This window comes from Pseudomonas sp. JV241A, assembly GCF_900275665.1.
Taxonomy (GTDB): domain Bacteria; phylum Pseudomonadota; class Gammaproteobacteria; order Pseudomonadales; family Pseudomonadaceae; genus Aquipseudomonas; species Aquipseudomonas wadenswilerensis.
Genome location: NZ_OPYO01000013.1, coordinates 78,390 through 102,219, shown reverse-complemented (window position 1 = coordinate 102,219; position 23,830 = coordinate 78,390). Strand labels below are relative to the sequence as shown.

Here is a 23,830-nt window from a genome sequence, read left to right as displayed (position 1 = left end):
AACCATGGGTCGAGTCGTTGCGGCGGCGGTGTACAGCGCCGGCAGAAAAGTCACCAATATCAGCCTTGATGAAGGCAGCCAATGGGCAAGCAAACCCGGTCATTTCGTCTGGATCGGCCTGGAAGAGCCCAACGCCCAGGAGCTGGCCAACCTGCAGCGCCAGTTCAACCTGCATGAACTGGCCATCGAGGACGCGCTGGAAAAGCACAGCCGGCCCAAGCTCGAGACCTTCGGCGACGCCCTGTTCATCGTCACCTACTCGCCGGTGCGCCACGAAGGCAAACTGGAGTTCATCGAAACCCATATCTTCGCCGGCAATGGCTACATCATCACCGCGCGTAACGGCCACTCGAAATCCTATGCCCTGGTGCGCCAGCGCTGCGAAGCGCGGCCGCTGCTGCTCGAACACGGTGAGGACTTCGTGCTCTACGCCCTGCTCGACTTCGTCACCGAGAACTACCAACCGGTCAGCGAAGCCATTCATGGCGAGATCGAGGAGCTGGAGCAAAGCGTGCTCAGCGGTTCGCTCAAGGAAGAGGACATCCAGCGCATCCACAGCCTGCGCCGCGACATCCTGCGCCTGCGCCGCTACGTGGCACCGATGGTCGAGGTCAGCGAAGAGCTGCAGCGCCTGACCTTCCCCTTCATCGACAAGAACATGCGCCCGTATTTTCGCGATGTGCAGATCCACGTCACCCGACAGATGGAAGACCTGGCCGGGATTCGCGATATCGCCAGCCAGACCATCGAGATCGGCATGTTGCTGGAGTCGTCACGCCAGAGCATCGTGCAGCGCAAGTTCGCCGCCTGGGCGGCGATCCTGGCATTTCCCACGGCGGTGGCGGGGATCTACGGGATGAACTTCCAGAACATGCCGGAACTGACCTGGCATTACGGCTACTTTGCCGTGCTGGGCGGGATCGCCGTGGGCTGCACGGCGCTGTATGCCAGCTTCAAGCGCTCCGGCTGGCTGTAACGGCAGGCCTCAGGCCGAGCTGCCCTGAGGTTTGTGCGCCACAAAGCGCATCATCCATTCGGCCACCGTGCTGCCCTGGTGCTCGTGCGCCAGGCTGTCGATGCCCTTGCGGTACACCTCCTGGCCAAGGTTGTGCTGGCGCAGCTCGAGCAGCGCCCGCGAATAGTCGTGAATGAATTCCGGGTGGCCCTGGAAGCACAGCACCTGGTCACCGATGTGATAGGCCGCGTTGGGACAGAAATCGCTGGAGGCAATCACCGTGGCGTTTTCCGGCAAGCGGGTGACCTGGTCCTGATGGCTGATCAGCAGGGTCAGTTCTTCAACCTGTGGGCTCATCCACGGTGCCTTGGCGTTCATCACATAACGGTGGGTACCCACCCCCCAGCCCTGGTGCGCGCGCTCGCTCTTGCCGCCCAGCAGCAGCGCCAGCAACTGATGACCAAAACAAACGCCGAGTAATTTGTCGCCACGCTGGTAGCGCTCCAACAGGAACGTCTTGAGCTTCTGAATCCACGGATCATCACCGAACGAGTCGGCCTTGCTGCCAGTGACCAGGTAGGCATCGAACACCTGGTCATCATCGGGGTACTCGTCGTTCAACACGTTGTAGACGCGAAACTCGGCGGCGATTGGCTGGCGGCTGAACAGCTGCTCGAACATCCGTCCGTAGCCCTGATACTGCTCGACCAGCTCCGGTCGCAGGACGTCGGTTTCCAGGATGCAGATGCGTAGCGACATATAAATAGTCCTGAACGACAAAGGCGGGATTGCCCCGTAAAGCCTGCCCCGAATAAGGCGCGCAGGCAAGTATGATGCTCGGACGAACGGTCATCAGTTGTGGATCCACTTGCTGATGTGCTGCAAGCGTCTAGCAAGGGGAATGCTGCAGGATGGCCAAAGGCCTCATAGCCAAAACAACTTGTAACTGAATAAGTACAGATTAAAGCGTTCTAAAACACGGGTGACGTTGACCCTAAGGTTAGCTGTATACCCATTAGCAACGGTTCGCGTCTTAATGCTTCGCTGCGTCAAATCATGTTCGCCAGATCAATGACAAGGAAGCCTCTGGGCACTCAGGAATAACAACAAAAAGGCGGTCAGCCATGTTCAAACAACACAAAGTACGTCAAGCCGGGCTCATTCTTTTCGCCACCACGCTGCTGTTGATCCTGCCGAACCTTTCACGCCTGTTCGGCTGAGCGACATGCCCTCCTCCCCTGGTTTGTGCCTGGCACAAGCCGGTTGTGTGCAGGTAATCTGCCGACCTTGATGGTTGGAGACTGCCCATGCGCCATTGCCTTACCTTGCTGCTTGCCCTGCTCTGCCTGCCCCTGCAGGCGGCGCAACTGACCCTGGACCTGGGCACTGGCAGCCGTCAATGGCAGAGCGCCGAGTTACTCAGACATCCGCTGGCGCAGGACATTCAGATCGACAACGATGTTTCCTACAAAAGGACCATGCATTACCGCGCAGTGCCGCTGGCTGCCTTGCTGCAGGGTGTCCAGGCTGAGGATCACCTGCAAGCGGTAGCGCTGGATGGCTTCGCCGCCGAGATGCCGGCCGCGCCTTTGCTCCAGGACGGTCCCGCCCGGGCCTGGCTGGCCATTGAAGACCCCGCACAGCCCTGGCCACCACTGGCCAAGGGCAAACCCGGCGCCGGGCCCTTCTATCTGGTCTGGAGTAACCCGCAAGCCGGGCGCATCAGCCCCGAGCAGTGGCCTTTCCAGGTTGCCAGCATTCGCCGCCTGGCCGCAGTAGCCGAGCGCTTCCCGGCCATGCGCCCGGCGCCCGGCCTGGCGGCCAATGACCCGATCAGTCAAGGCTTTGCCGTGTTCCAGAAGAACTGCCTGGCCTGCCATCGCCTCAACGGCGCCGGTGACGCCCAGTTCGGACCGGACCTGAACCTGCCGCACAACCCGACCGAGTACTTCCAGGCCGATTTTCTCCAGCGCTATATCCGTGACCCGCAAAGCCTGCGCCAGTGGCCCCAGGCGAAGATGCCCGGGTTTACCGAAGCGGTCATCAGCGACGGCGAGCTGGACGCGCTGCTTGCGTACCTGAGCCACATGGCCACGCGCAAACCCTGAGGCTCACTGCTGCTGGGCGTTGAGGGTCGGGGTCACCAGCACCTTGGCGTGCATTTGCTCGAAACCGCCGCCCCGGCGCATGCCGCGCACCGGACAGGCATCCAGGTAGTCCAGGCCCACCGCCAGCTTCAGGTGCCGTTCGGGCCGGGCCAGTTGGTTGGTGACATCAAAGCTGTACCAGGCATCCTCCAGCCAGGCTTCGGCCCAGGCGTGGCTGGCCATTTGCTGGCTGTTGCTGTCGAACAGGTAGCCGGACACGTAACGCGCCGGTACACCCAGGCTGCGCACGCACGCCAGAAAGGCATGGGTGTGATCCTGGCAGACCCCTGCCCCGCCGGCGAAAGCCTGTGCTGCACTGGTGTCTACAGCGGTACTGCCGGGCCGGTAGGCCATGCGCTGATTCAAGGCATTCATCAATTCGATCAACGCCGAGCGGTCACGCCGCTTGCGGCATTGCTGGCTGGCGAAGGCGCGCAGCGCTTCGTCGGCCTCGGTCAGACGGGTGAAGCGCAGGAACGGCAGCGGCGATTGCAGTTCGTGTTCAGCCTCACGGCGTTCATCGATGTCCACCAGCCCGCGAGCGCCGATGACCAGGTCCGAATGCGGCTCCTCCAGGCTCAGCACATGCAGGATGTTGCCGAACGGGTCCAGTTGCGCCCGCACCGGCCGCGGCAGGTCCAGCTGCCAACTGAGCACCTGCTGGCGCTCGCTGTCGTGGGGAGTCAGGCGCAGGTACTGGATGCTGGCGCGAACCTGGTCTTCGTAGTGGTAGGCGGTTTCGTGGCTAATGGTCAGTCTCATACGGCCTCCAGGTAGGCACTGTGAATGGCATTACCCAACTCACGCACCAGCGGAATGTAATGGGTCAACCAGGGGTGCAGGCCCTCGGCGAGGATTTCATCAATCGAGGTGTAGCGCAGGCGTGCGTCCACCTCGGCGGCCAGGCGCTGGGCCGGGCGGCCGTTGCCACCGGGCAGGCTGGCGAGGATCAGGTCGATTTCCTCGGTGCAGGCACGCAGCGAGCGCGGCACGTCGGCGCGCAACAGCAGCAGCTCGGCAACATGGCGGGCGGCCGGTGCATCACGGTAGATCTCGGTGTAGGCCTCGAACGACGACAGCGCACGCAGCAAGGCGCTCCATTGGTAGTAACCCCGCGCCGAACTGTCGCTGACCGCCTCGGCCTCGTCGCCGAGCATTTCGTAGCGGGCATCGAGCAGGCGCAGGGTGTTGTCGGCGCGCTCGATGAAGGTGCCCAGGCGAATGAAGCGAAAGGCGTCGTTGCGCATGATGGTGCCGTAGGTGGCCCCCCGGAACAGGTGCGAGCGTTCCTTGATCCACTCGCAGAAACGGCTCATGCCATAGCGGCCCAGGCCCTGCTCGGCAATACCGCGAATCTCGAGCCAGGTGGCGTTGATGTTTTCCCACATGTCGGCGGTAATCCGCCCACGTACTGCATGGGCACTGGCCCGCGCGGCGCCGAGGCAACTGTAGATGCTCGCCGGGTTTTCCGGGTCCAGGGCAAAGAAGTGCAGCAGGCGCTCGGCATGCAACTGGCCGTGGCGCTCCAGGTAATCGTCGAGGGTGCCGGTGATCAGCAGCGGCATGGCCATTTCATCCAGGCCGTCGCCGCGGCCGTCCTGCGGCATCAGCGACAGCGAATAGCTGACATCGAGCATCCGTGCGAGGTTTTCCGCCCGCTCCAGGTAACGCGACATCCAGTACAAATCGGAGGCAGTTCTACTCAACATGACTTAATCCTCAACCACCCAGGTGTCCTTGGTACCGCCGCCCTGGGACGAGTTGACCACCAGCGAACCTTCACGCAGGGCGACCCGGGTCAGGCCGCCAGGCACCACCCGGGTCTCGCGCCCGGACAGCACGAAAGGCCGCAGGTCGATATGCCGCGGGGCAATGCCGTTCTCGACAAAGGTCGGGCAGGTCGACAGCGACAGCGTTGGCTGGGCGATGTAGGCCGCCGGCCGGGCCTTGATCCGTGCGGCAAACGCCTCGATCTCGGCACGGGTGGCCGCCGGACCGACCAGCATGCCGTAGCCGCCGGAACCCTGGGTTTCCTTGACCACCAGTTCCGGCAGGTGCGCCAGCACGTGGGAAAGTTCTTCAGGCTTGCGGCACTGCCAGGTCGGCACGTTCTTCAGGATCGGCTCCTCGTCGAGATAAAAGCGGATCATGTCGGTGACATAGGGGTAGATCGACTTGTCGTCGGCCACGCCAGTGCCAATGGCATTGGCCAGCACCACGTTGCCACAGCGATAGGCCGCCAGCAGCCCGGGCACACCAAGCATCGAATCGGGGTTGAACGCCAGCGGGTCGAGGAAGGCATCGTCCAGGCGCCGGTAGATCACATCCACCGCCTTGGGACCATCGGTGGTGCGCATGAACACCCGCTCATCCCGCACGAACAGGTCGGCGCCCTCGACCAGCTCGACGCCCATCTCGCGGGCGAGGAAGGCGTGCTCGAAGAACGCGCTATTGAAACGCCCGGGCGTCAGCACCACCACGCTGGGGTTATCCAGCGGGCTGGAACTCTTGAGGGTATCGAGCAACAGGTTGGGGTAATGATCGATGGGGGCGATGCGCTGGGCGGCAAACAGCTCGGGGAACAAGCGCATCATCATCTTGCGGTCTTCGAGCATGTAGCTGACGCCGCTGGGGGTACGCAGGTTGTCTTCGAGCACGTAATAGCTGCCATCGCTGTCACGCACCAGGTCGACCCCGGAAATATGCGAATAGATGTTGCGGTGCAGGTCCAGGCCCTGCATCGCCAGCTGGTACTGGTCGTTGGCCAGGACCTGCTCGGCCGGGATGATCCCGGCGCGGATGATGCGCTGGTCGTGGTACAGGTCGGCGAGAAACAGGTTCAGCGCCTTCACCCGCTGAATGCAGCCACGCTCCACCACCCGCCATTCACTGGCCGGGATGCTGCGTGGGATGGTATCGAAAGGAATCAGGCGCTCGGTGCCCTGCTCGTCGCCATAGAGGGTGAAGGTAATGCCGGCGCGGTGGAACAGCAGGTCGGCTTCACGTCGACGCTGGGCCAGCAGTTCCGGCGGGGTTTCGGCCAGCCAGCGGGCGAACTCCCGGTAGTGCGGACGGACCTGGCCGTCAGCGGCGTACATTTCGTCATAAAAGGTGCGGATCATGCCGAACTCCTTGTCACCCGTGCACCCGAGCCATCGCAAGCCCCGTGCCAGCGGCATAATTCCTTGTTATTCAATAAGTTGCGTTTTAAGCGAAGAACGGCCGCACCAGATCTGTGCAACCGCCCCGGTTGCTTTGACGGCAGCGCTTCATTGCGAAGCGCCGAGCGGCCCACGGCAGACGGCCAGAGCCGCCCTGTGGGACCGTTTGATCAGGCCAGCTGACGCTCCTGCTTGACGCCCCAGCCTTCTATTTCTCCACCCAGCGGGGCAATCACCGCCTCGAAATCCTGTTCGAATTCGCCGATACCGCCATAGGTTGCAAACATCACCTTGCTCAGTTCCAGATGCCAGGCGCCATCATCGCGCTCATGCACTTGGGCACTGAGTGATTCGCCGCGAAACTTTCCTGCCGCTCGCCGCGCCCGTGCCTCGTCCGGAAATACCGCATAAAACTCGATGGGATGAATCTGCGCGAAGTTGAACCCCCCTTCTTTCATCCGACGCAAGACCGTGCTGCTGATGTCCTCGTATTGGCTGCTCATGAATCGTCCTCCTCATTACCGATGGATAGACTTTCAGTGCAAAACGCACCTGCCCGCCACACAAGACGTGCGGGGGCAATTCGAGCTGTTGCGTGACGTGGATCGGCAAGCCCGGACAATCAGAAGAAACTGCCCGACCTTGTCTGCAGCGTAGCGCCTGATTGCCCGGCGTGCCAGCCAGCCAGCGGGTTCAGGGGGCTTCAGTGATGGCGGTGATCTCTACCCCGTTCTGCTCTTTCAGCCATTTGGCCGTCGGCGAGGGTGTGCGGCCCTCGAAATCAGTGAGGTCCAGTTCGTCCATGACCGGAAACAGATGGGTACGAATCAGCCGCGCAGCCTCTTCGATGCTCGGCTCAAGCTCTGCGGTGAGAGGCAGCGAGGTACGCTCGCCCTTCTGATCAACAAAAGTAATGACCCAGTCTTTCATTGGACTCTCCTCTGTACCGATGTTCAGGGTGAATCTGGCCTACCTTCCGTTGACCTCGCCGCGGGGTGGTTGTTCAGTCGACTTGCGGCTCAAAGCGATGGCCGCCCGGCAGCGCACGTATGCTTTGCAGCGTGCGCAGGAATTGGTCCCTGGAGGGCTCGAACTGCAGCGGCGGCTCGGAGTGTTCATCGGTCACTCCCAGTACCACGGTGGGCTGGTAGCCGGAGCTCACGGCGCCAGCGACCATCCTGAACGTTTCAGTGGCCGCCGGCTTGAGACTGTCAGGCTCATAGACGCGAAAGCGTGCGCCGCCGAACCTGCCCTTGGCGGCACCGATCCGCACGCTTGAGGGCCCGAACTTATCGACACTGATATGCATCGGAAACGGGTTGACAATCAGTCGATCCAGCAGCATCGGCACCATCTCGACGGCCTTGTCGCTGTCACTGCTCATGCTCAGGCGGTGCAGCAGTTTCGGGTTGTCTGCAGGGTTGAGGCCCAGGGTGATGGCATGGCGCGGTGTGCCATCGTCGGCAATGAAGCCGAAGGGCACACAGAAGCCGTTGTCCTGGGGAATTTCGTATTGCTTGCGGGTGCGGAACGCGGCCAGCACAGCGCGCGCCCTGGGCTCCAGCCGGGCCAGCGCAGCGGTGTCTGTAGCCGTATTGGCGCCACTGTAGAATTTGAATCGGTAGATGCGTTGATCGCGCCACAGGTAGGCAGTCAGATTACCTTCATACCAGTTTGCAGAGGCGTCCGGCACACCCAGCTCGATAAAGCGCTCATGCTCGTACTCTACATCGGTCGGCCATTGTGCCTGCTCCGCGAAGAAGGCATCGCGCTCGACCTGCAGCTTCGCCACCGGCCGCCCCTCGGCAGTAAATTGCTTGATCATGTCGTCAAGCACCACCAGCTGCGAAGTCACATAGCCTATGCGCTGGAGCTTTTCACGCAAGTCGTAGTACTGATCACTCAGGGCCCTGTAGCGCGCTTCATCGTCACGGCTCGCAGAGATGGCAGCATCCAGCGCCTCCATCTGCGCCTTCACCACCCGCTCCTGCGCCGGGCCACGGGTGAGGCTCTGCACATAGCGGATCTGTTCGTAGAGTGCACGGGTGGTCAACGGGCTGACCTCGATGTCGACCAGAAAGGGCAGCTCGCCGGTCAACCCTTCGCCGTAGGCAATCTGCTTGTCCCCAGGGGTGATCGTGGGGTCGGGGAGATCGAAATTGTAGTATTGCCAGTAACCACTGGAAACGTGCCAGGCAATGTCCTGGGGTACATCGAACTGCACCCGGCCCAAGCATTCGGTGCGCCAGCCGGGGGGCGTCTGGTAATCCGCTGAGGCAACATCGGCCACCGCCAACAGTGAATGGCACAGGCAGGCAAACAACACGAACACTCGCACGCAAAAATCCTTTTTTGATGGGCGCCATTCCAGCCCCCGCTTCCCGAGGCGCGCAATTTGAGCATCCATGGCACAAAAAGCCAAGACCCCGGCAAGCCGGGGTCCTGTTTACAGCGCTAGCAACGACGTTATTCCGGGGTGCCGTGCACTACACCCGCGGTGTTGTCCAGCAAGCTCTTGGTCGCCGTCTGGATGAACGACTCGAGCTTGTGAGTCAGGTCCTTCTGGTCCGGGGCTTCGATCAGCTCGGCCTTGAAGTTGGCGCCCAGCTCGTAGCGGTACATGCGTGGCGACATGTCCTTGGCCTCGATCAGGATGCGATCGCCCTTGACTAGGCCGACGATCTGCTCGCTGCCCGACGGTTTGATCATGCCGAAGCCCGGATCACCGGCCGGCAGGTTGAGCAGGTCACGGCCCCAGCACTGGTGACGGGTTTCGCCGCCCAGGCGGCCCATGATGGTCGGCACGATGTCGATCTGGGTACCCACGGTGTGGTTGACCGCACCGAACTTGTCCTGGATGCCCGGGGCAATCAGCAGCAGCGGCACGTTGAAGCGCCCGAGGTCGAGCTCGGTGACCTGCTGGTGGTTGCCGAAGCCATGGTCGCCAACGATGACGAACAGGGTTTCCTTGAAGTAAGGCTCCTTGCGCGCCTTCTCGAAGAACTGGCCCAGGGCCCAGTCGGAGTAGCGCATGGCGGTCAGGTGCTCGTCCAGGCGGCCCTGGCCTGTGACCTTCTCGACCGGCAGATCCTTCGGCAGCGCATACGGCGTATGGTTGGACAGGGTCTGCAGCAGCGCGTAGATCGGCTTCTTGCCATCGTGCCGGGCCAGCTCTTCGTTACCGCGGTCGAACATGTCCTGGTCGGACACGCCCCAGGTCGGGTCGGAGAACACCGGATCGACGAAGTCGTTACGGCCGATGAAGGTGGTCATGCCCTGGTTGCCGAAGAAACCGGACTGGTTGTCCCAGGCAAAGTCACCGTTGTAGACGTAGACGTCGTCGTAGTCACGGGCGCTGAGCAGCGCCGGCAGGCCTGAAAGCTTGTGGCCGCCTTCCGGGGTCTGCATCAGGTACTCGAAGCCCGGCAGGTTCGGGTAGCAGGCCATGGTGGCGAACATACCCTGGTGGGTGTGGGTGCCGTTGGAGAAGAAGCGGTCGAACAGCAAGCCCTCTTTCGCCAGTTTGTCGAAGTACGGGGTGATGTTGTTCGGGCTGCCCAGGGCGCCTACCGAATGACCGGCGAAGCTCTCCATGAGGATCACCACGACGTTCTTGATCGGCAGGGTGTTGTCCGCTGGCGGGATGAAATCACGGCGCACCGCAGCGCTGTCGGCATCGACCAGCTTGTCGTTGCCAGTCAGCAGCATGTCGCGCACGGTCTGGGTAGCCAGGCCCTGCTCGATGGTCGACTTCCAGATGTTGGCGCGGTCCTCGCCGAAACGGCTCTTGGCGGCGTCGATCAGGGTCAGGGTGCCGTTCAGGCCCAGCTGGTTGACGAAGTTCGAGTCGGTGGTGAAGGCATCGCCCCAACGCATGGGCGGGCCCTGGCGCAGGGTGCCGCGGGCAGCGATGACCGCCACCAGCAGGATCATGAAGAACACCACGCCACGCACATACCAGGGCGCTGCGCTGGCCATCTGGCTTTCATACACGTCATTAGGCCGGGTCAGGCGGTCGATGCCCTTGAACAGCAGGCTCAGCAGCCAGGTGCCAAAGGCCCAGGCCAGCAGGTAGCGCACCACCGGGAAGCCGTACCAGAGCATGCTCAGGACGGTTTTCGGGTCTTCCTTGACGTACTGGAACACCAGGCCGTTGAGGCGCTGGTGGAACTCGCGATAGAAGTCCATCTCCATCAGGCCGAGGAACATGACGATGCTCGAGGCGATGGTCAGCCAGGCCCGGAACAAGCCGCGCGCGGCCATCGCCCGGGTGCTGAGGATTGCCAGCAGCAGCGGAATGCTAAGGTACACCACAACCCGCAGGTCGAAGCGCAGGCCATTGAGGAAACCCTCGGCCACGGTCGACATCGGCGTGTCGCCGATCATGTCGTTGTTGTAGACCAGCAGGGCCAGGCGAACCAGGCTGAGCATCAGCATGATCACCAGACCGCACAGCAGGGTGTAGGCCAGATGCGATTTCAGCGTCGTTTGCAACGGGCGCGATGCAGCCCGCTGTTGACTCAAGGCGTCCGTGGTAGCCATGAATTGGAAGATCCCTAGGGTTCAGGTTCGAGGAAGGCGGTAAAACGAATCGGCAAATGTGCCCTAAACGCGAGCGCGTTGCACGGCCATTCGGCGAACGGATAATTGCGCGCGCAAATTGTCGGCAATCGATTGTGAAAATTTCGTAATAGAATCAGGGTTATCAGCAAAGAGATCATTACGCCATGTTTTATCGCTACCTCCCAAGCCCGCTTGGCCCGCTGCTATTGGCAGGTGACGATCAGGGCCTGCGCATGCTGCACATGGACGCCGCCCAACCCTGGGAACTGGCCGAGGACTGGCAGCCGGCCAGCAACCAGCTGGACGATGTGGCGCGCCAGCTGGACCAGTACTTTGCCCGTCAGCGCGAACAATTCGAAGTGCGCCTGGCCCCCCAGGGTACGCCGTTCCAGCGCGAGGTGTGGCAGGCCCTGCAGCGCATTCCCTATGGCACCACCTGCAGCTACGGCGAGCTTGCCCAGGCTATTGGCAACCCCAGATCGGTGCGGGCAGTGGGCACTGCCAATGGTGCCAACCCGATTGCAATCATCATCCCCTGCCATCGAGTGATTGGCAGCAATGGCACCCTCACCGGGTTTGCCGGGGGCATCGAGCGCAAGCAGATCCTGTTGGAACTGGAGGGGACCTGGTTGATCTGAAGATTATCGCGGGGCAAGCCCGCTCCCACAGAGCTACAGCCGCACATTGCCCCGCGGCCCGGCGATCGCCCAGATGATCAGGCCCAGTACCGGCAGCAGCAGAATCAGCAGGATCCAGAGAATCTTGGCGCCACCACTGGCACCGCTCTTGATCACATTGATGATCGCCCAGATGTCCAGGGCGAGGATGATCAGCCCAACCAGGCTATTGAAAGTAGAACCCATGGTGTTGCTCCCTTGATCGAGCCTGCCCCTCAGGATAGCTGGCTATCAGCCCCATAGAGGCGAATCGTTCGCCGCGGCCCTGTAGCGCTGGTTACACTCGTTTCATCGAATTGCGCCAGAGAGGTCCCTATGCCACCCGCCCACAGCCACAGCAGCCCCGCCCCCGTCCCACTGTGGAACGCCTGGCTGCAACAGGCACAAAGTACCCCGTGGCTTAGCGCAGGCCTGGGTCTGAGTTTGCTGGTGGTGCTCGGTCTGCTGATCGCCAGTGCCTGGAATGCCGTGCATGGCGACCACCAGCAAAACCTGCACATGGCCATGCTCGGCGGCCTCGCCGGGTTTGCCGCCACCGCACTGGGCGCGGTCATGGCCGTGGTGCTGCGTGAAATCAGCGCGCGCACCCAGGATGTGATGCTCGGGTTTGCCGCAGGCATGATGCTCGCCGCCAGTTCGTTCTCGCTGATCCTGCCGGGCCTCGACGCAGCCCGGGAGATCACCGGCAACGGCCCTTACGCGGCACTGACGGTGGTGATCGGCATGGGCCTGGGCGTGCTGCTGATGCTCGGCCTCGACCGCTTCACCCCGCACGAACACGAAAGCACCGGCCCGTGCGGCCCGCAGGCGGACCGGATCAACCGGGTGTGGCTGTTCGTGCTGGCGATCACCCTGCACAACCTGCCCGAGGGCATGGCCATTGGCGTCAGCTTTGCCAGCGGCGACCTCAATGTCGGCCTGCCGCTGACCAGCGCCATCGCTATCCAGGATATTCCCGAAGGCCTCGCTGTGGCTCTGGCGCTGCGCGCAACCGGTCTTTCGACCTTCAAGGCGGCGCTGGTGGCGATCGGTTCGGGCCTGATGGAGCCCATTGGCGCCGTGATCGGCCTGGGCATTTCCACCGGCTTTGCCATTGCCTACCCGGTGAGCATGGGCCTGGCTGCCGGGGCGATGATCTTCGTGGTATCCCACGAAGTGATCCCGGAAACCCACCGCAATGGCCACCAGACTTCGGCAACCCTGGGCCTGATGGGCGGCTTTGCAGTGATGATGTTCCTCGATACCGCTCTCGGTTAAACGTGCACGGCAACCCGCAGCGCTTCCAGGGCCGGCGCTGCGGCGATGCCGACTTCAGCGCACAGCTCCAGCACTCGCGGCAGGTCGTCGTTGCCAACCAGTACCATCTGCAGCTCATCGTCGAGCAACTGGCTGAAGTTCATCAGCACATAGCCGCCGGCTTCCTTGTTCATCGCCCCCATTTGCACCTGGAGGCGGTTGAGTGCGGTCAGCGGCTCGACCTTGGCCAACTGCTTGGGCTTGAGGTTGAACGGCACGGTCTTGTCAAAGGAGTCGACGATCTGGGCGAACAGGTCCTGGTAGGTATCGGCCTGGAACAACACGGTATCGGGCAGGCTGCCGACGACAATCCATTCACCCAGCGGGATCGGGAAGCTGTCGTCGTAGTTGATGTCCGGGTTGGCGGCGAGGAACGCCTGCGGGTCGGCATAGGCCTGGGCGGCTTCGTCGGCGATGCGCGCAATGTCTTCTTCGCGCATGCAGCCAGCGCTGATTTTGCCGATGAGTTCGACCAGTTGGGATTTCATGAAGGGGCCCTGCGACGGTGAAAAAAGTCGCCAAGGATAGCCGTAAAAGGCCCCGGAGGGTTAGCCGAGCAGCTTGAGCAACTGCTCGGTAGTCTCGGGAGCCCCCATGGTTTGCGCAGCGCCCAGGGCATCGGCGCCACGGGCGTCACGATGGCGTGGGTTGGCGCCCTTGGCCAGCAGGTAATCGACGATCACGGTGCGGTTGAACATCGCCGCCATCATCAGCGCGGTGCGCCCATCAGCGGAAGTGCCATCGACCTCGGCGCCTTTATCCACCAGCAGCTGGACCATCTCCAGGTTGCCCTTGAACGCGGCGCCGGCAATGGGCAGCTGTCCCTTGTCATTGGCAATCTGCGGATCGGCACCGTACTCGAGCAACACCGCGACGGCATCCAGATGCCCGTGGTAACTGGCAAGCATCAGCAAGGTGTCGCCATTGCCATTGCGCAGGTTCACCGGCAGGCCGTTTTCCAGCAAGCGCCCGAGCATTACCGCGTCGCCCTTGCGCGCCCGGTCGAACACCTCTTCGGCGAACGCCGCAGCCTCGTCGTCGTTCATGGGCGTGGGGCTACGTTGGTCAGACATGGGGAACCTCCTGGCTATCGGAAAGGCCCAAGTCTTTGTCAGGGAGCGCGCGGGGTCAACTGGGGATAAGTCATGGCCATGACAGAAGAAATCTATTGGCCGAGGCAGCACTGCAAAATGCACTGTGCAGAATGCACGACCATGCAGAATGCACGGCGGAGCGCTTCAATGAAATTTATAAACCATTGATTAATAATAGTTTTATTTAAAACAAAAGCTGGCACAGTCGCTGCACCTGTCACTCCATGTCTGCCACTAACAGTCAGGAGCTGATATGGACCTTATCCAGGAAAAATTCGCCTCGGTATTCTCCGCCTACGACGTCACCACCCAGGCGCGCCCCGACGGTGGAATTCTGCTGACCCTGCGGGCAACGGACGGTACCCAGACCAAGCGCTCGATTTCTTATGCACAACTGCACAGTGCCGAACAGCTGTCGTGGGCGATCAGTGCGATTCGCCGCGACCTGGCTGAACAGGCCAGCGAGTTGCCGGTGATTTCGCTGTTGCAGAGCCAGCAGCGGTTTGCCTTGCCGACTTATCGGTAACTTCGCGGGGCAAGCCCGCTCCTACCTGTAGGAGCGGGCTTGCCCCGCGATGGCGTTTGTCAGTCGTCAAGCCGCGGGAAATTCTTGGCAATCGAATCGCCAGTAAACTGTGCAAGCCCACCTTCCGGCCGGTTGAACACCCGGATCGCCACGAACCGCGGCTCCTCGCCCATGTCGAGCCAGTGCCGAACCCCTGCCGGCACGCCGATCAAATCGCCCTTCTCGCACAACACCGCATAGATGTAGTCCTCGATCCGCAGGCTGACCAGCCCGCGCCCGGCGGCGAAAAAGTGCAGTCGATCTTCGTCACAGGTATGTTCGGCGAGCAAGCTGGCGTCCGCTTCGCGGGTCACCTCGACACTGGCGTAACCGGTCTCGGCCTTCAGCGCATCGATACCAGGCTGATAAGCGCCGATCAGTTGCTGATCGCTGGCGCCCGCCTGGATGGGCGCGGCTGCCTGCCAACGCTCGAAACGCACGCCCTGCTCGGCCAGGGTCGCGGCGATATCCTCCAGGTGAGTCAGTACCTTGTTGGGAATGTCCGGGGTGGACTGGTGATACACGCTAAGGCTGCTCATCGGGGCAACTCCTTACTACCGGTTTACGGCCAAGGCTCATGCCCTGTCCTCTTTCATTCGAAGTGCAATGATAACGGCTGCAGCCAGGGCTGCGACGCTGGCAATACTAAAGGTGGTAGCCGGCCCCAGCAGGTTCCAGCTGTACCCCGAGTACAAGGCGCCCAAGGCGCCGCCGGTGCCGGCGAGCGCTGCATACAGCGCTTGCCCCTGGCCTTGCTGGCGGGCGCCGAAGCTGCGTTGCACGAAGGCGATGGCGGCAGCGTGAAAGCTGCCGAAGGTGGCCGCATGCAAGACCTGGGCGAGCAACAGCACGCCCAGGTGCTCGGCAAAGTTGCCCAGCAACGCCCAGCGCACTGCCGCCAGGGCAAAACTGGCGAGCAGCACCCGGCGCAGCGACACCCGCGCCAGGATCCAGCTCATGGCCAGGAACATCAGCACCTCGGCCACCACCCCCAGCGCCCAGAGCATGCCGATGGTGCCGCGGCTGTAGCCCAGGTGCTCAAGGTGCAGAGTCAGAAAGGTGTAGTACGGGCCGTGGCTCAGTTGCATCAATGCCACGCACAGGTAAAACGCGGCAACACCGGGGCTGGCCAGTTGCTTGAGAAAACCGCCGCTGGCGGTACGATCATTCTGCCCTGGTGGCTGGGCATTGGGCACCCAGACGCTGGCCAGGACGATACCGGCCATGATGATCACCAGCGTGACCGGGTAGATATCCAGGCTCAAGCCGTCGAACAGCCGGCCAAGGCCGACCACGGTGAGGATGAAGCCGATCGAGCCCCACAGACGGATCTGGCTGTAGCGTGCGGTCTGCCCTTGCAGGTGGGCCAGGGTGATGACCTCGAACTGCGGTAATACCGCATGCCAGAAGAACGCATGCAGGGCCATCACCAGCGCCAGCCAGGCATAGCTTTTGCCGAAAAAGATCAACGAAAAGGTCGCCAGGGTCGACACGGCGCCCACGCGCACGATCAGCAAGCGCTGGCCACTGCGGTCACCCAGCCAGCCCCACAGGTTGGGGGCCACGCAACGCATCAGCATGGGAATGGCGACCAGCTCGCCGATGCGCGCACTGGAAAAACCCAGGTGATCGAAATACAACGCCAGAAACGGCGCTGTCGAGCCGAGCAAGGCGAAGTAAAAGAGGTAGAAACTGGACAGCCGCCAGTAGGGAATCGGCGCCACGGCTCAGCGAGCCGCAGCGCGAATGGCAGGTGCCAGCATTACAGCTGGCCCAGCACCGGCGTCTTCACTCGCACGTCGGCGTTCTGCCCGCGGTGACGCAGCAGGTGATCCATCAGCACGATAGCCATCATTGCTTCGGCGATTGGCGTGGCACGGATACCCACGCACGGGTCGTGACGGCCCTTGGTGATCACTTCAACCGGGTTGCCATCGACGTCGATGGAACGGCCCGGAGTGGTGATGCTAGAGGTCGGCTTGAGGGCCAGGTGGGCAACGATTGGCTGACCGGAGGAAATACCGCCGAGAATGCCGCCGGCGTTGTTGCTGAGGAAACCTCCCGGGGTCAGCTCGTCACGGTGCTCGGTACCGCGCTGGGCGACGCTGGCAAAGCCTGCACCGATTTCCACGCCCTTGACCGCGTTGATGCTCATCAGCGCGTGGGCCAGCTCGGCATCCAGGCGATCAAAGATCGGCTCGCCCAGGCCAGGCATGACGCCTTCGGCCACCACGGTGATCTTCGCCCCGACCGAATCCTGGTCGCGGCGCAGCTGGTCCATGTACGCCTCAAGCTCCGGGACCTTGTCCGGGTCAGGGCTGAAGAAGGCGTTCTGCTCCACCGAGTCCCAGGTCTTGAAAGGGATTTCGATCGGGCCGAGCTGGCTCATGTAGCCACGGATGCGGATGCCCTGGCTGGCCAGGTACTTCTTGGCGATGGCGCCGGCGGCCACGCGCATGGCGGTTTCCCGCGCCGAGCTGCGGCCACCGCCGCGGTAGTCACGCTCACCATACTTGTGGTGATAGGTGTAGTCGGCGTGGGCCGGTCGGAACAGGTCCTTGATCGCCGAGTAGTCCTTGGACTTCTGGTCGGTGTTGCGAATCAGCAGGCCGATGGAGCAGCCGGTGGTGCGGCCTTCGAACACTCCCGAGAGGATTTCGACTTCGTCGGCTTCCTGGCGCTGGGTGGTGTGGCGGCTGGTGCCGGGCTTGCGCCGATCCAGGTCGTGCTGCAGGTCGGCCAGGGAAATTTCCAGGCCCGGCGGGCAGCCATCGACAATGGCGACCAACGCCGGACCATGGCTTTCGCCAGCGGTGGTGACAGTGAACAGCTTGCCGTAGGTATTGCCGGACATGCAGGACGCTCCGCGAATCAGCCAGATTTGAACAAGGCCGCCAGTATACGCAGGCTAACCATTCAGTTCATCCCTGACGGCGAACCTTCTGCGCCCGGCCCGGTCCAAACCGCACTCTCTCGATAGTGGCCTGATGATGTTGCGTATTGTTGCAGTAATCGCCCTGCTGTTCAGCGGCCTGGTCCAGGCTGCTGCCCCCACCGTATTCCAGCGCCCGGTCAGCCTCGACACCGGCAGCGGCGTGTTACATGGCAGCCTGCTGTTGCCGCGCACCGAGCAGCCGCCACCGGTGGTGCTGATCATTGCCGGCTCGGGGCCCACCGACCGCGACGGCAACAATCCTTACGGCGGCAACACCGACAACCTCAAGCAACTGGCCCTGACCCTGGCGAAAAACAATATCGCCAGCGTGCGCTACGACAAGCGCGGCGTCGCTGCGAGCCTGGCGGCCACCCCGGATGAACGCGACCTGACGGTGGAGCGCTACGTCGCCGACGCGGTGGCCTGGAGCCAGAAGATCAAGGCCGACCCGCGCTTCGGCCGCCTGATCCTGCTTGGCCACAGCGAAGGTGCGCTGATCGCCAGCCTGGCCGCCGAGCAAAGCGGCGCCAGTGCCGTAATCAGCATCGCCGGCAGCGGCTGGCCGATCGACAAGGCGTTGCGTGCACAGATCTTTGAGCGGGTACCCGGGCGCTACATGGCCAGTGCCGGGGACATCCTCGATCGCCTTAAAAACGGCAAGACCTCCTCCCGGGTGCCCCTGCCCCTGCAGGACGTACTGCGCCCGAGCGTGCAGCCCTACCTGATTTCGCTGTTCCGCCAGGACCCGGCGGATGCCTTTGCCAAGGTCAAGGTACCGGCACTGATCATCCAGGGCACCCATGACTTCCAGGTCAATGTCGACAACGCCGAAATCCTCAAGGCCGCCAAGCCGGATGCCGAGCTTGCAGTGATCAAGGGCATGAACCACATGCTGCGCATTGCCCCCGAGGAAATCAGCCAGCAACGTGACAGCTATCTTGATCCGCAACTGCCGCAAGCGGCCGAACTGGGCCAGCGCGTTATCGACTTCATTCAGCGGTTGCCTGCCAGCTGAGGCCAAATCGCAGAAATTACGCCTCCAGCCCAGGACAATCCTGCCGATATAGCGGTGCTGGCATCGTCAATGCGACCAGCCCGCTGCGCACATGAGGATTGCCGTGATGACCGAAGCCGCCCCCCAGGACACCGCCGAGACGACTGCCGAGCAGGCAGCACCGGAGGCCGCCCCACTGCCCTGGGCCGATGTTGCCCCCGAACATTTCCAGATGCTGCGCCTGGCGCCGTTGCCGACCGACCGCAACAGCGGTGCGCGGCCGCTGCGCTTTGTCCAGTACGGCTATGCCGAACGCCACAACAAGCAGACCAGCCTGCTGCGCATGGCTATCCAGCTGCCGGCGCAAAAGGTGCGCAAGGAACAGAACCACCTGGATGTGTGGGTCGACCATGAAGAAAAACGCGTAACTTTCACCCCCGATTCAGGCCTGCAGATCGAGCCGCTGAACCGTGGCCTGGGGCGCTTCCTGCTGAACCAGGCAGTGCAATGGGCGCAGCGCAAGTGGCCGCATTACCGAGTCGAAGGTGCTGCCCTGCCAAGCAAGGACGCCCTCAACGAAGACACCCGCCTGCGCCGTGACCATGTGCTGCGCAGCCATGGCCTGGAGGTCGAGTACGCCGATGCCCAGCACCTGAAGGGGCGCTTTGTCGATGTGCAGGTCGGTGAACTCAAGGGCGCCTGGAACAGTGACAAGCTGCAGCGGGTCGAGATTCTCGATGCCGCGCAGATGCTGCAACAGGCCGAGCAGAACTTGCAGGAAAAAGAGGCGCAACTGCGCGAGCGTGATGAGCGGGTCAGCAAGTACCGCCGCGAAGACAGTGGGCTGCGTTTTACCATCACCTGCCTGGTGGCCTTTGCGGTGTTTCAGGCGGGGTTGTTGATCTGGATTGCGACTCACCGCTAAAAAGCATCGCTGGCAAGCCAGCTCCCACAAGGGCAATTGTGGGAGCTGGCTTGCCAGCGATAGATTCACTGCAAACCTGAAGCCTTACACCTTCGAGGCAAACAACCCCTGGTGCTGACGGCACTGCTCAGCCGTGAGCATGAACACCCCGTGCCCGCCGCGCTCGAACTCCAGCCAGGCGAAATCCACTTGCGGATAAAGCGCCTCGACATGCACCTGGCTGTTGCCCACCTCGACAATCAGCAAGCCCTTCTCGGTCAGGTGATCCGCTGCTTCGGCCAGCATCCGCCGCACCAGGTCCAGGCCGTCATTGCCGCACGCCAGGCCCAGCTCCGGCTCGTGGTGGTATTCCTCGGGCATGTCGGCAAAGTCTTCGGCATCGACATACGGCGGGTTGGACAGGATCAGGTCGAAACGCTGACCCGGCAGACCGGCGAAACCATCGCCCTGCACGGTATAAACGCGTTCTTCCAGGCCGTGACGTTCGATGTTCTGGTTGGCGACTTCCAGCGCCTCGAAGGACAGGTCGGCGAGCACCACCTCAGCCTCGGGGAATACTTCGGCACTGACGATACCGATGCAACCGGAGCCGGTGCACAGGTCGAGGATGCGTGCCGGCTCACCGGCCAGCCATGGCTCGAAGCGCTTTTCGATCAGCTCGCCAATCGGCGAGCGCGGGATCAGCACGCGCTCATCGACAATGAACGACAAGCCGCAGAACCAGGCTTCACCCAGCAAGTAAGCCGTGGGCACGCGGTCTTCGATACGGCGCTTGAGCATACGCTGCAGGTTGACCAGCTCATCGTCTTCCAGCTGGCAGTCGAGGTAGGCGTCGGCGACTTCCCAGGGCAGGTGCACCGAGCCCAGCACCAGCAGCCGCGCTTCATCCCAGGCGTTGTCGGCGCCATGACCGAAAAACAGGCCATGCTCGTGGAAACGGCTGACGGCCCAACGGATATGATCGCGCAGGGTGCGCAAGCGAGAAGTGATCACAACAGACTCCTTGAAAGACGACCTGCGATTCTAACAGCCCGGCCAAAGAAATGATCGGCAAAAACACCTTGTAAGGATATCGCCAAGGTGGCTGCAGGCCACTAACGACGCTGGTTGTACGCGAAGCGATTCACATAAGTGCTCAGGCAGGGGACAATAGGGTAAAAGCCCTATCCAAAGGAGCCCTTGATGTCTGTTCCAACGACGATGTTCCACCTCAGCGGTCGCGGTTATCCGCCGGCCAAGCTGAACAACGCCAGCCTGGTGATTATCGATGCGCAAAAGGAGTACCTCAGCGGTCCTCTGGCGCTCTCGGGCATGGACGCGGCCGTGGCCAACATCGCTAAAATGCTCGAGGCGGCCCGCAAGGCCGGGCGCCCGATCATCCACGTGCGTCACCTGGGTACCGTCGGCGGCATGTTCGACCCGCAGGGCCCACGCGGTGAATTCATCCCGGGCCTGGAGCCACAGGGTGACGAAGTGATCATCGAAAAGCGCATGCCCAACGCCTTCAAGAACACCACCCTGCATGAGACCCTGCAGAAATACGGCCACCTGGACCTGATCGTCTGCGGCTTCATGAGTCACTCCAGCGTCAGCACCACCGTGCGCCGGGCCAAGGATTACGGCTACCGCTGCACCCTGATCGAAGATGCCTGCGCCACCCGCGACCTTCCGTTCAAGGATGGCGTCATCCCTGCGGCGCAGATCCAGCAGAGCGAAATGGCGATCATGGCCGACAACTTTGCCTGTGTGGCGCCGACTACCAGCCTGATCTGAGCGACCGCCCGGCAGCCGGGCGGAACCACCTCACGGCTTTTCGGTCCAACGCCGGATATCCATAGAGGAAATCGGAATGAAAATATCCGATGGTTTTGATGCCAAGCGCTTGCGCCCCCGCACGCCCCGTAACTGGGGCATGCGCCTGGCTGCGGCGTTTTCGGCGTTACTGGCAACTGCCGGCGTGCTGCTGGCCATGGCCGGCGCCGCCAGCCTGCTGGGCCGCCCCGCTGCCCTGGGCGAGCTCAATGCCAACCCGGCTGGCGCCAGCATCTTGCTCGGCCTTGGCCTGTTACTGCTGTACCTGGGCATCTGGTTCTGGCGCCGCAGCCGCTTGCGTCTGCGCCGCAGCCGCGAGCTCAACCTGTCACCGCACCTGATGAAAAAACACGATTGACTGCACGCCTTAGGGGAGTCGCGTAAACTACGCCGCCCAGGCGGAGGCTTACATGCAAGACGACGAATTTTCCCTGTTCAAAAGCGAGATGCGCGGCGTCAAGCCGATCACGCATGATCGCGCCGAGGTCGGCAAACCCAAGGCCGACCGCAAAAAGCTGGCGAGCCTGCGCCAGGCCGCGACAGTGCGCAGCGACCAGACCGTGGTCGACGGCCTGTCGGACCAGTTTGTCATTGATGTCGGCCCCGAAGACGACCTGCACTGGAGCCGTGACGGCGTCCAGGAAAGCCAGATGCGCAAGCTCAAGCTCGGCCAGATCGGCTTTGAAGGCAGTCTCGACCTGCATGGCATGACCGTCGAAAAAGCCCGGGAAACCCTCTGGGCCTTCCTCGCCGAGGCCACCCGCTTCGAAGTGCGCTGCGTGCGCGTCACCCACGGCAAGGCGGTACGCCTGGATGGCAAGCGGCCGATGATCAAGAGCCACGTCAACACCTGGCTGCGCCAGCACCCGCAAGTACTCGGCTTTACTTCGTGCCAGGCCCGCCATGGCGGTACGGGCGCGGTGTATGTCATGCTCAAGCGAACCATGCTCGAAGGCCGTGACGAGTAACGCCGTACTTGCAGCGCCGCCGTCGCCGCCGTACCCTTCGCGTTTGCGATAAATCCCACAGGTAGATCCATGTCCCTGGAACAGAACTACACCGCGATCCTTGGCCAGCTTGGCGAGGATGTCTCCCGCGAGGGCCTGCTCGACACGCCCAAGCGGGCTGCGAAGGCCATGCAGTACCTTTGCCGCGGTTATGAGCAAACCCTGGAAGAAGTGACCAACGGCGCCCTGTTCAGCTCCGATAACAGCGAAATGGTCCTGGTCAAGGACATCGAGCTGTACTCGCTGTGCGAGCACCACATGCTGCCGTTCATCGGCAAGGCCCATGTTGCCTACATCCCTGACGGCAAGGTCCTGGGATTGTCCAAGGTGGCGCGGATCGTCGACATGTACGCCCGTCGCCTGCAGATCCAGGAAAACCTCAGCCGCCAGATCGCCGAAGCGATCCAGCAGGTCACCGGCGCCCTGGGCGTGGCGGTGGTCATCGAGGCCAAGCACATGTGCATGATGATGCGCGGTGTGGAAAAACAGAACTCGACCATGATCACTTCGGTGATGCTCGGCGAATTCCGCGAAAACGCCGCGACCCGCAGCGAGTTTCTCAGCCTGATCAAGTAATCGGGCCAGACTGCAAGCCGACCTGTCGTGGTCGGCTTTTTTTATTCTGAGGAGTTGCCATGATCGTCAAAGCACTGCGTGTGGGCCTTGGCCAGTTGATTGTGTTCGGTGACTGGATCAGCCGCCCAGCCAAGCTCAAGCGCGACCCGGCCGCCCAGGCCCAGGTCGAACAGCAAGCCAGCGGCCTGAGCCTGTATCAGTTTCACGCCTGCCCGTTCTGCGTGAAAACCCGCCGCACCCTGCACCGCCTGAACGTGCCGGTGGCGCTGCGTGATGCCAAGAACAACGAACAGGATCGCCAGACCCTGCTCGCCGAAGGTGGCAAGATCAAGGTGCCATGCCTGCGCATCGAGGAAGACGGCAAGACCACCTGGATGTATGAATCCAAGGTGATCATCGACTACCTCAACAAGCGTTTTGCCGCCTGATCGCTCAACCGAGCATGGTCACGTGACGGGGATGGCTGGCCACACGCTCCAGCCATGCCTGAACGCCCGGGTATTCATTGAGGTCGAACCCACCCTGATGGGCGACATGGGTGTAGGCGTACAGCGCCACATCGGCGATCGAGTAGGTATCGCCCACCAGGTACGGCGTTAGCTGCAGCTGTTTCTCCATCACCCGCAGGGCCTTGTAGCCGCCCTTGTGCAACGTCTTGTACTCCTCCAGCCGGTCTTGCGGCAGCCCCAGGTAGAACTGGATGAAACGTGCTACGGCAATGTACGGCTCATGACTGTACTGCTCGAAGAACTGCCATTGCAGCACCTGGGTGCGCAAGCGCGGTTCGGTAGGCAGGAATTCGCTGCCATCGGCGAGGAAGTTGAGAATCGCATTGGATTCCCACAGATAGGTGCCATCCTCGAGCTCCAGTACCGGCACCTTGCCGTTGGGGTTCATGGCCAGGAACGCCGGGGTTTCCGTCTCGCCCTTGAGGATATCCACCGAGTGCCATTCGTAAGGCAGGTCAAGCAGGTGCAGCATGAGTTTGATCTTGTAGCAGTTGCCCGACTGGTAGTCGCCGTAAACCTTGTACATCGCTCCCCCTCTTCGTAATGCTGAATCGAACCCGCGCCCATAGTTGGCGACTGTACGGCTAATTGCAATGCCTGCTGTATGGCAAAGA

At 62.2% G+C, this 23,830-nt stretch carries 28 protein-coding genes; 12 read left to right on the top strand and 16 right to left on the bottom strand.

Going from position 1 to position 23,830, the window contains the following annotated elements:
- The first annotated feature begins 4 nt into the window (after positions 1-4).
- Positions 5-976, top strand: coding sequence for a magnesium and cobalt transport protein CorA (locus tag JV241A_RS07100; protein WP_115085875.1), 972 nt, complete (start codon positions 5-7; stop codon positions 974-976).
- Between the two features lie 9 nt (positions 977-985).
- On the opposite strand, the gene JV241A_RS07095 is transcribed toward JV241A_RS07100, so the two are convergent.
- A complete protein-coding gene (locus JV241A_RS07095; RefSeq protein ID WP_115085874.1) occupies positions 986-1,714 on the bottom strand; it encodes an amidotransferase in 729 nt (242 codons plus the stop codon).
- 548 nt (positions 1,715-2,262) lie between these two features.
- On the opposite strand from JV241A_RS07095, the gene JV241A_RS07090 reads away from it, so the two are divergent.
- Positions 2,263-3,063 carry a cytochrome c gene (locus JV241A_RS07090; RefSeq protein WP_115085873.1) on the top strand — a complete coding sequence of 267 codons (801 nt, stop codon included), beginning with the start codon at positions 2,263-2,265 and terminating at the stop codon, positions 3,061-3,063.
- Between the two features lie 3 nt (positions 3,064-3,066).
- On the opposite strand, the gene JV241A_RS07085 is transcribed toward JV241A_RS07090, so the two are convergent.
- From JV241A_RS07085 to JV241A_RS07055, 7 genes are all read right to left on the bottom strand, one after another.
- On the bottom strand, positions 3,067-3,864 hold the full coding sequence (locus JV241A_RS07085) for a transglutaminase family protein (protein ID WP_115085872.1): 798 nt from the start codon (positions 3,862-3,864) through the stop codon (positions 3,067-3,069).
- Complete coding sequence (locus JV241A_RS07080; protein ID WP_045195278.1) at positions 3,861-4,811, bottom strand: alpha-E domain-containing protein; 951 nt, start codon at positions 4,809-4,811, stop codon at positions 3,861-3,863. The genes JV241A_RS07085 and JV241A_RS07080 overlap by 4 nt, the downstream gene beginning before the upstream one ends.
- A gap of 3 nt (positions 4,812-4,814) precedes the next feature.
- Positions 4,815-6,224, bottom strand: coding sequence for a circularly permuted type 2 ATP-grasp protein (locus JV241A_RS07075; protein WP_115085871.1), 1,410 nt, complete (start codon positions 6,222-6,224; stop codon positions 4,815-4,817).
- Positions 6,225-6,433: 209 nt separating this feature from the next.
- Entirely contained in the window at positions 6,434-6,766 is a 333-nt protein-coding gene (locus JV241A_RS07070) for a ribonuclease E inhibitor RraB (protein ID WP_010226349.1), read from the bottom strand.
- A gap of 190 nt (positions 6,767-6,956) precedes the next feature.
- Positions 6,957-7,193 (bottom strand): hypothetical protein, encoded by a 237-nt coding sequence (locus JV241A_RS07065; RefSeq protein ID WP_115085870.1) that lies wholly within the window; start codon positions 7,191-7,193, stop codon positions 6,957-6,959.
- A 73-nt stretch (positions 7,194-7,266) separates the two neighbouring features.
- On the bottom strand, positions 7,267-8,670 hold the full coding sequence (locus JV241A_RS07060; protein ID WP_134061741.1) for a hypothetical protein: 1,404 nt from the start codon (positions 8,668-8,670) through the stop codon (positions 7,267-7,269).
- Between the two features lie 59 nt (positions 8,671-8,729).
- Positions 8,730-10,805: an LTA synthase family protein gene (locus JV241A_RS07055; protein WP_115085868.1), complete on the bottom strand. Its 2,076-nt coding sequence runs from the start codon at positions 10,803-10,805 to the stop codon at positions 8,730-8,732.
- 185 nt (positions 10,806-10,990) lie between these two features.
- Here JV241A_RS07055 and JV241A_RS07050 point away from each other — a divergent pair, with 185 nt between their 5' ends.
- The gene (locus JV241A_RS07050; RefSeq protein WP_115085867.1) at positions 10,991-11,464 is read left to right on the top strand and encodes a methylated-DNA--[protein]-cysteine S-methyltransferase; all 474 of its coding nucleotides are present in this window, start codon (positions 10,991-10,993) and stop codon (positions 11,462-11,464) included.
- Positions 11,465-11,497: 33 nt separating this feature from the next.
- Here JV241A_RS07050 and JV241A_RS07045 read toward each other — a convergent pair whose 3' ends face one another.
- Positions 11,498-11,689 (bottom strand): PLDc N-terminal domain-containing protein, encoded by a 192-nt coding sequence (locus JV241A_RS07045; protein ID WP_045195289.1) that lies wholly within the window; start codon positions 11,687-11,689, stop codon positions 11,498-11,500.
- A gap of 129 nt (positions 11,690-11,818) precedes the next feature.
- Between JV241A_RS07045 and JV241A_RS07040 the strand changes: the two genes are divergently transcribed.
- A complete protein-coding gene (locus JV241A_RS07040) occupies positions 11,819-12,760 on the top strand; it encodes a ZIP family metal transporter (RefSeq protein ID WP_115085866.1) in 942 nt (313 codons plus the stop codon).
- On the opposite strand, the gene JV241A_RS07035 is transcribed toward JV241A_RS07040, so the two are convergent.
- Both JV241A_RS07035 and JV241A_RS07030 read right to left on the bottom strand, forming a co-directional pair.
- The gene (locus tag JV241A_RS07035; RefSeq protein WP_134061739.1) at positions 12,757-13,287 is read right to left on the bottom strand and encodes a hypothetical protein; all 531 of its coding nucleotides are present in this window, start codon (positions 13,285-13,287) and stop codon (positions 12,757-12,759) included. The genes JV241A_RS07040 and JV241A_RS07035 overlap by 4 nt on opposite strands.
- A 60-nt stretch (positions 13,288-13,347) precedes the next feature.
- Positions 13,348-13,872: an ankyrin repeat domain-containing protein gene (locus JV241A_RS07030; RefSeq protein ID WP_134061737.1), complete on the bottom strand. Its 525-nt coding sequence runs from the start codon at positions 13,870-13,872 to the stop codon at positions 13,348-13,350.
- Between the two features lie 274 nt (positions 13,873-14,146).
- On the opposite strand from JV241A_RS07030, the gene JV241A_RS07025 reads away from it, so the two are divergent.
- Positions 14,147-14,419: a DUF3509 domain-containing protein gene (locus JV241A_RS07025; RefSeq protein ID WP_115085863.1), complete on the top strand. Its 273-nt coding sequence runs from the start codon at positions 14,147-14,149 to the stop codon at positions 14,417-14,419.
- 59 nt (positions 14,420-14,478) lie between these two features.
- Here JV241A_RS07025 and JV241A_RS07020 read toward each other — a convergent pair whose 3' ends face one another.
- The 3 genes from JV241A_RS07020 to aroC are packed head-to-tail and all read right to left on the bottom strand — an operon-like array spanning position 14,479 to position 17,312.
- The gene (locus JV241A_RS07020; RefSeq protein ID WP_115085862.1) at positions 14,479-14,997 is read right to left on the bottom strand and encodes an acireductone dioxygenase; all 519 of its coding nucleotides are present in this window, start codon (positions 14,995-14,997) and stop codon (positions 14,479-14,481) included.
- A gap of 36 nt (positions 14,998-15,033) precedes the next feature.
- Positions 15,034-16,182 (bottom strand): MFS transporter, encoded by a 1,149-nt coding sequence (locus JV241A_RS07015; protein WP_115085861.1) that lies wholly within the window; start codon positions 16,180-16,182, stop codon positions 15,034-15,036.
- Between the two features lie 38 nt (positions 16,183-16,220).
- A complete protein-coding gene (gene aroC, locus JV241A_RS07010; RefSeq protein WP_134061735.1) occupies positions 16,221-17,312 on the bottom strand; it encodes a chorismate synthase in 1,092 nt (363 codons plus the stop codon).
- A gap of 133 nt (positions 17,313-17,445) precedes the next feature.
- Between aroC and JV241A_RS07005 the strand changes: the two genes are divergently transcribed.
- Positions 17,446-18,408 (top strand): alpha/beta fold hydrolase, encoded by a 963-nt coding sequence (locus JV241A_RS07005; protein WP_115085860.1) that lies wholly within the window; start codon positions 17,446-17,448, stop codon positions 18,406-18,408.
- A 106-nt stretch (positions 18,409-18,514) separates the two neighbouring features.
- A complete protein-coding gene (locus JV241A_RS07000; RefSeq protein WP_134061733.1) occupies positions 18,515-19,312 on the top strand; it encodes a hypothetical protein in 798 nt (265 codons plus the stop codon).
- 84 nt (positions 19,313-19,396) lie between these two features.
- Here JV241A_RS07000 and prmB read toward each other — a convergent pair whose 3' ends face one another.
- A complete protein-coding gene (prmB, locus tag JV241A_RS06995; RefSeq protein ID WP_115085858.1) occupies positions 19,397-20,305 on the bottom strand; it encodes a 50S ribosomal protein L3 N(5)-glutamine methyltransferase in 909 nt (302 codons plus the stop codon).
- A 189-nt stretch (positions 20,306-20,494) separates the two neighbouring features.
- Here prmB and JV241A_RS06990 point away from each other — a divergent pair, with 189 nt between their 5' ends.
- The 5 genes from JV241A_RS06990 (at position 20,495) to JV241A_RS06970 (ending at position 23,135) form a co-directional block, all read left to right on the top strand.
- Positions 20,495-21,085 (top strand): cysteine hydrolase family protein, encoded by a 591-nt coding sequence (locus JV241A_RS06990; RefSeq protein ID WP_010224084.1) that lies wholly within the window; start codon positions 20,495-20,497, stop codon positions 21,083-21,085.
- A 76-nt stretch (positions 21,086-21,161) separates the two neighbouring features.
- Positions 21,162-21,482 carry a hypothetical protein gene (locus JV241A_RS06985; protein WP_115085857.1) on the top strand — a complete coding sequence of 107 codons (321 nt, stop codon included), beginning with the start codon at positions 21,162-21,164 and terminating at the stop codon, positions 21,480-21,482.
- 52 nt (positions 21,483-21,534) lie between these two features.
- The gene (locus JV241A_RS06980) at positions 21,535-22,092 is read left to right on the top strand and encodes a Smr/MutS family protein (protein WP_134061731.1); all 558 of its coding nucleotides are present in this window, start codon (positions 21,535-21,537) and stop codon (positions 22,090-22,092) included.
- 69 nt (positions 22,093-22,161) lie between these two features.
- Positions 22,162-22,707 (top strand): GTP cyclohydrolase I FolE, encoded by a 546-nt coding sequence (folE, locus tag JV241A_RS06975; RefSeq protein WP_038994069.1) that lies wholly within the window; start codon positions 22,162-22,164, stop codon positions 22,705-22,707.
- A gap of 59 nt (positions 22,708-22,766) precedes the next feature.
- Positions 22,767-23,135: a glutathione S-transferase N-terminal domain-containing protein gene (locus JV241A_RS06970; protein ID WP_115085852.1), complete on the top strand. Its 369-nt coding sequence runs from the start codon at positions 22,767-22,769 to the stop codon at positions 23,133-23,135.
- Positions 23,136-23,139: 4 nt separating this feature from the next.
- On the opposite strand, the gene JV241A_RS06965 is transcribed toward JV241A_RS06970, so the two are convergent.
- A complete protein-coding gene (locus tag JV241A_RS06965) occupies positions 23,140-23,742 on the bottom strand; it encodes a glutathione S-transferase family protein (RefSeq protein WP_115085851.1) in 603 nt (200 codons plus the stop codon).
- Between the last annotated feature and the right edge of the window lie 88 nt (positions 23,743-23,830).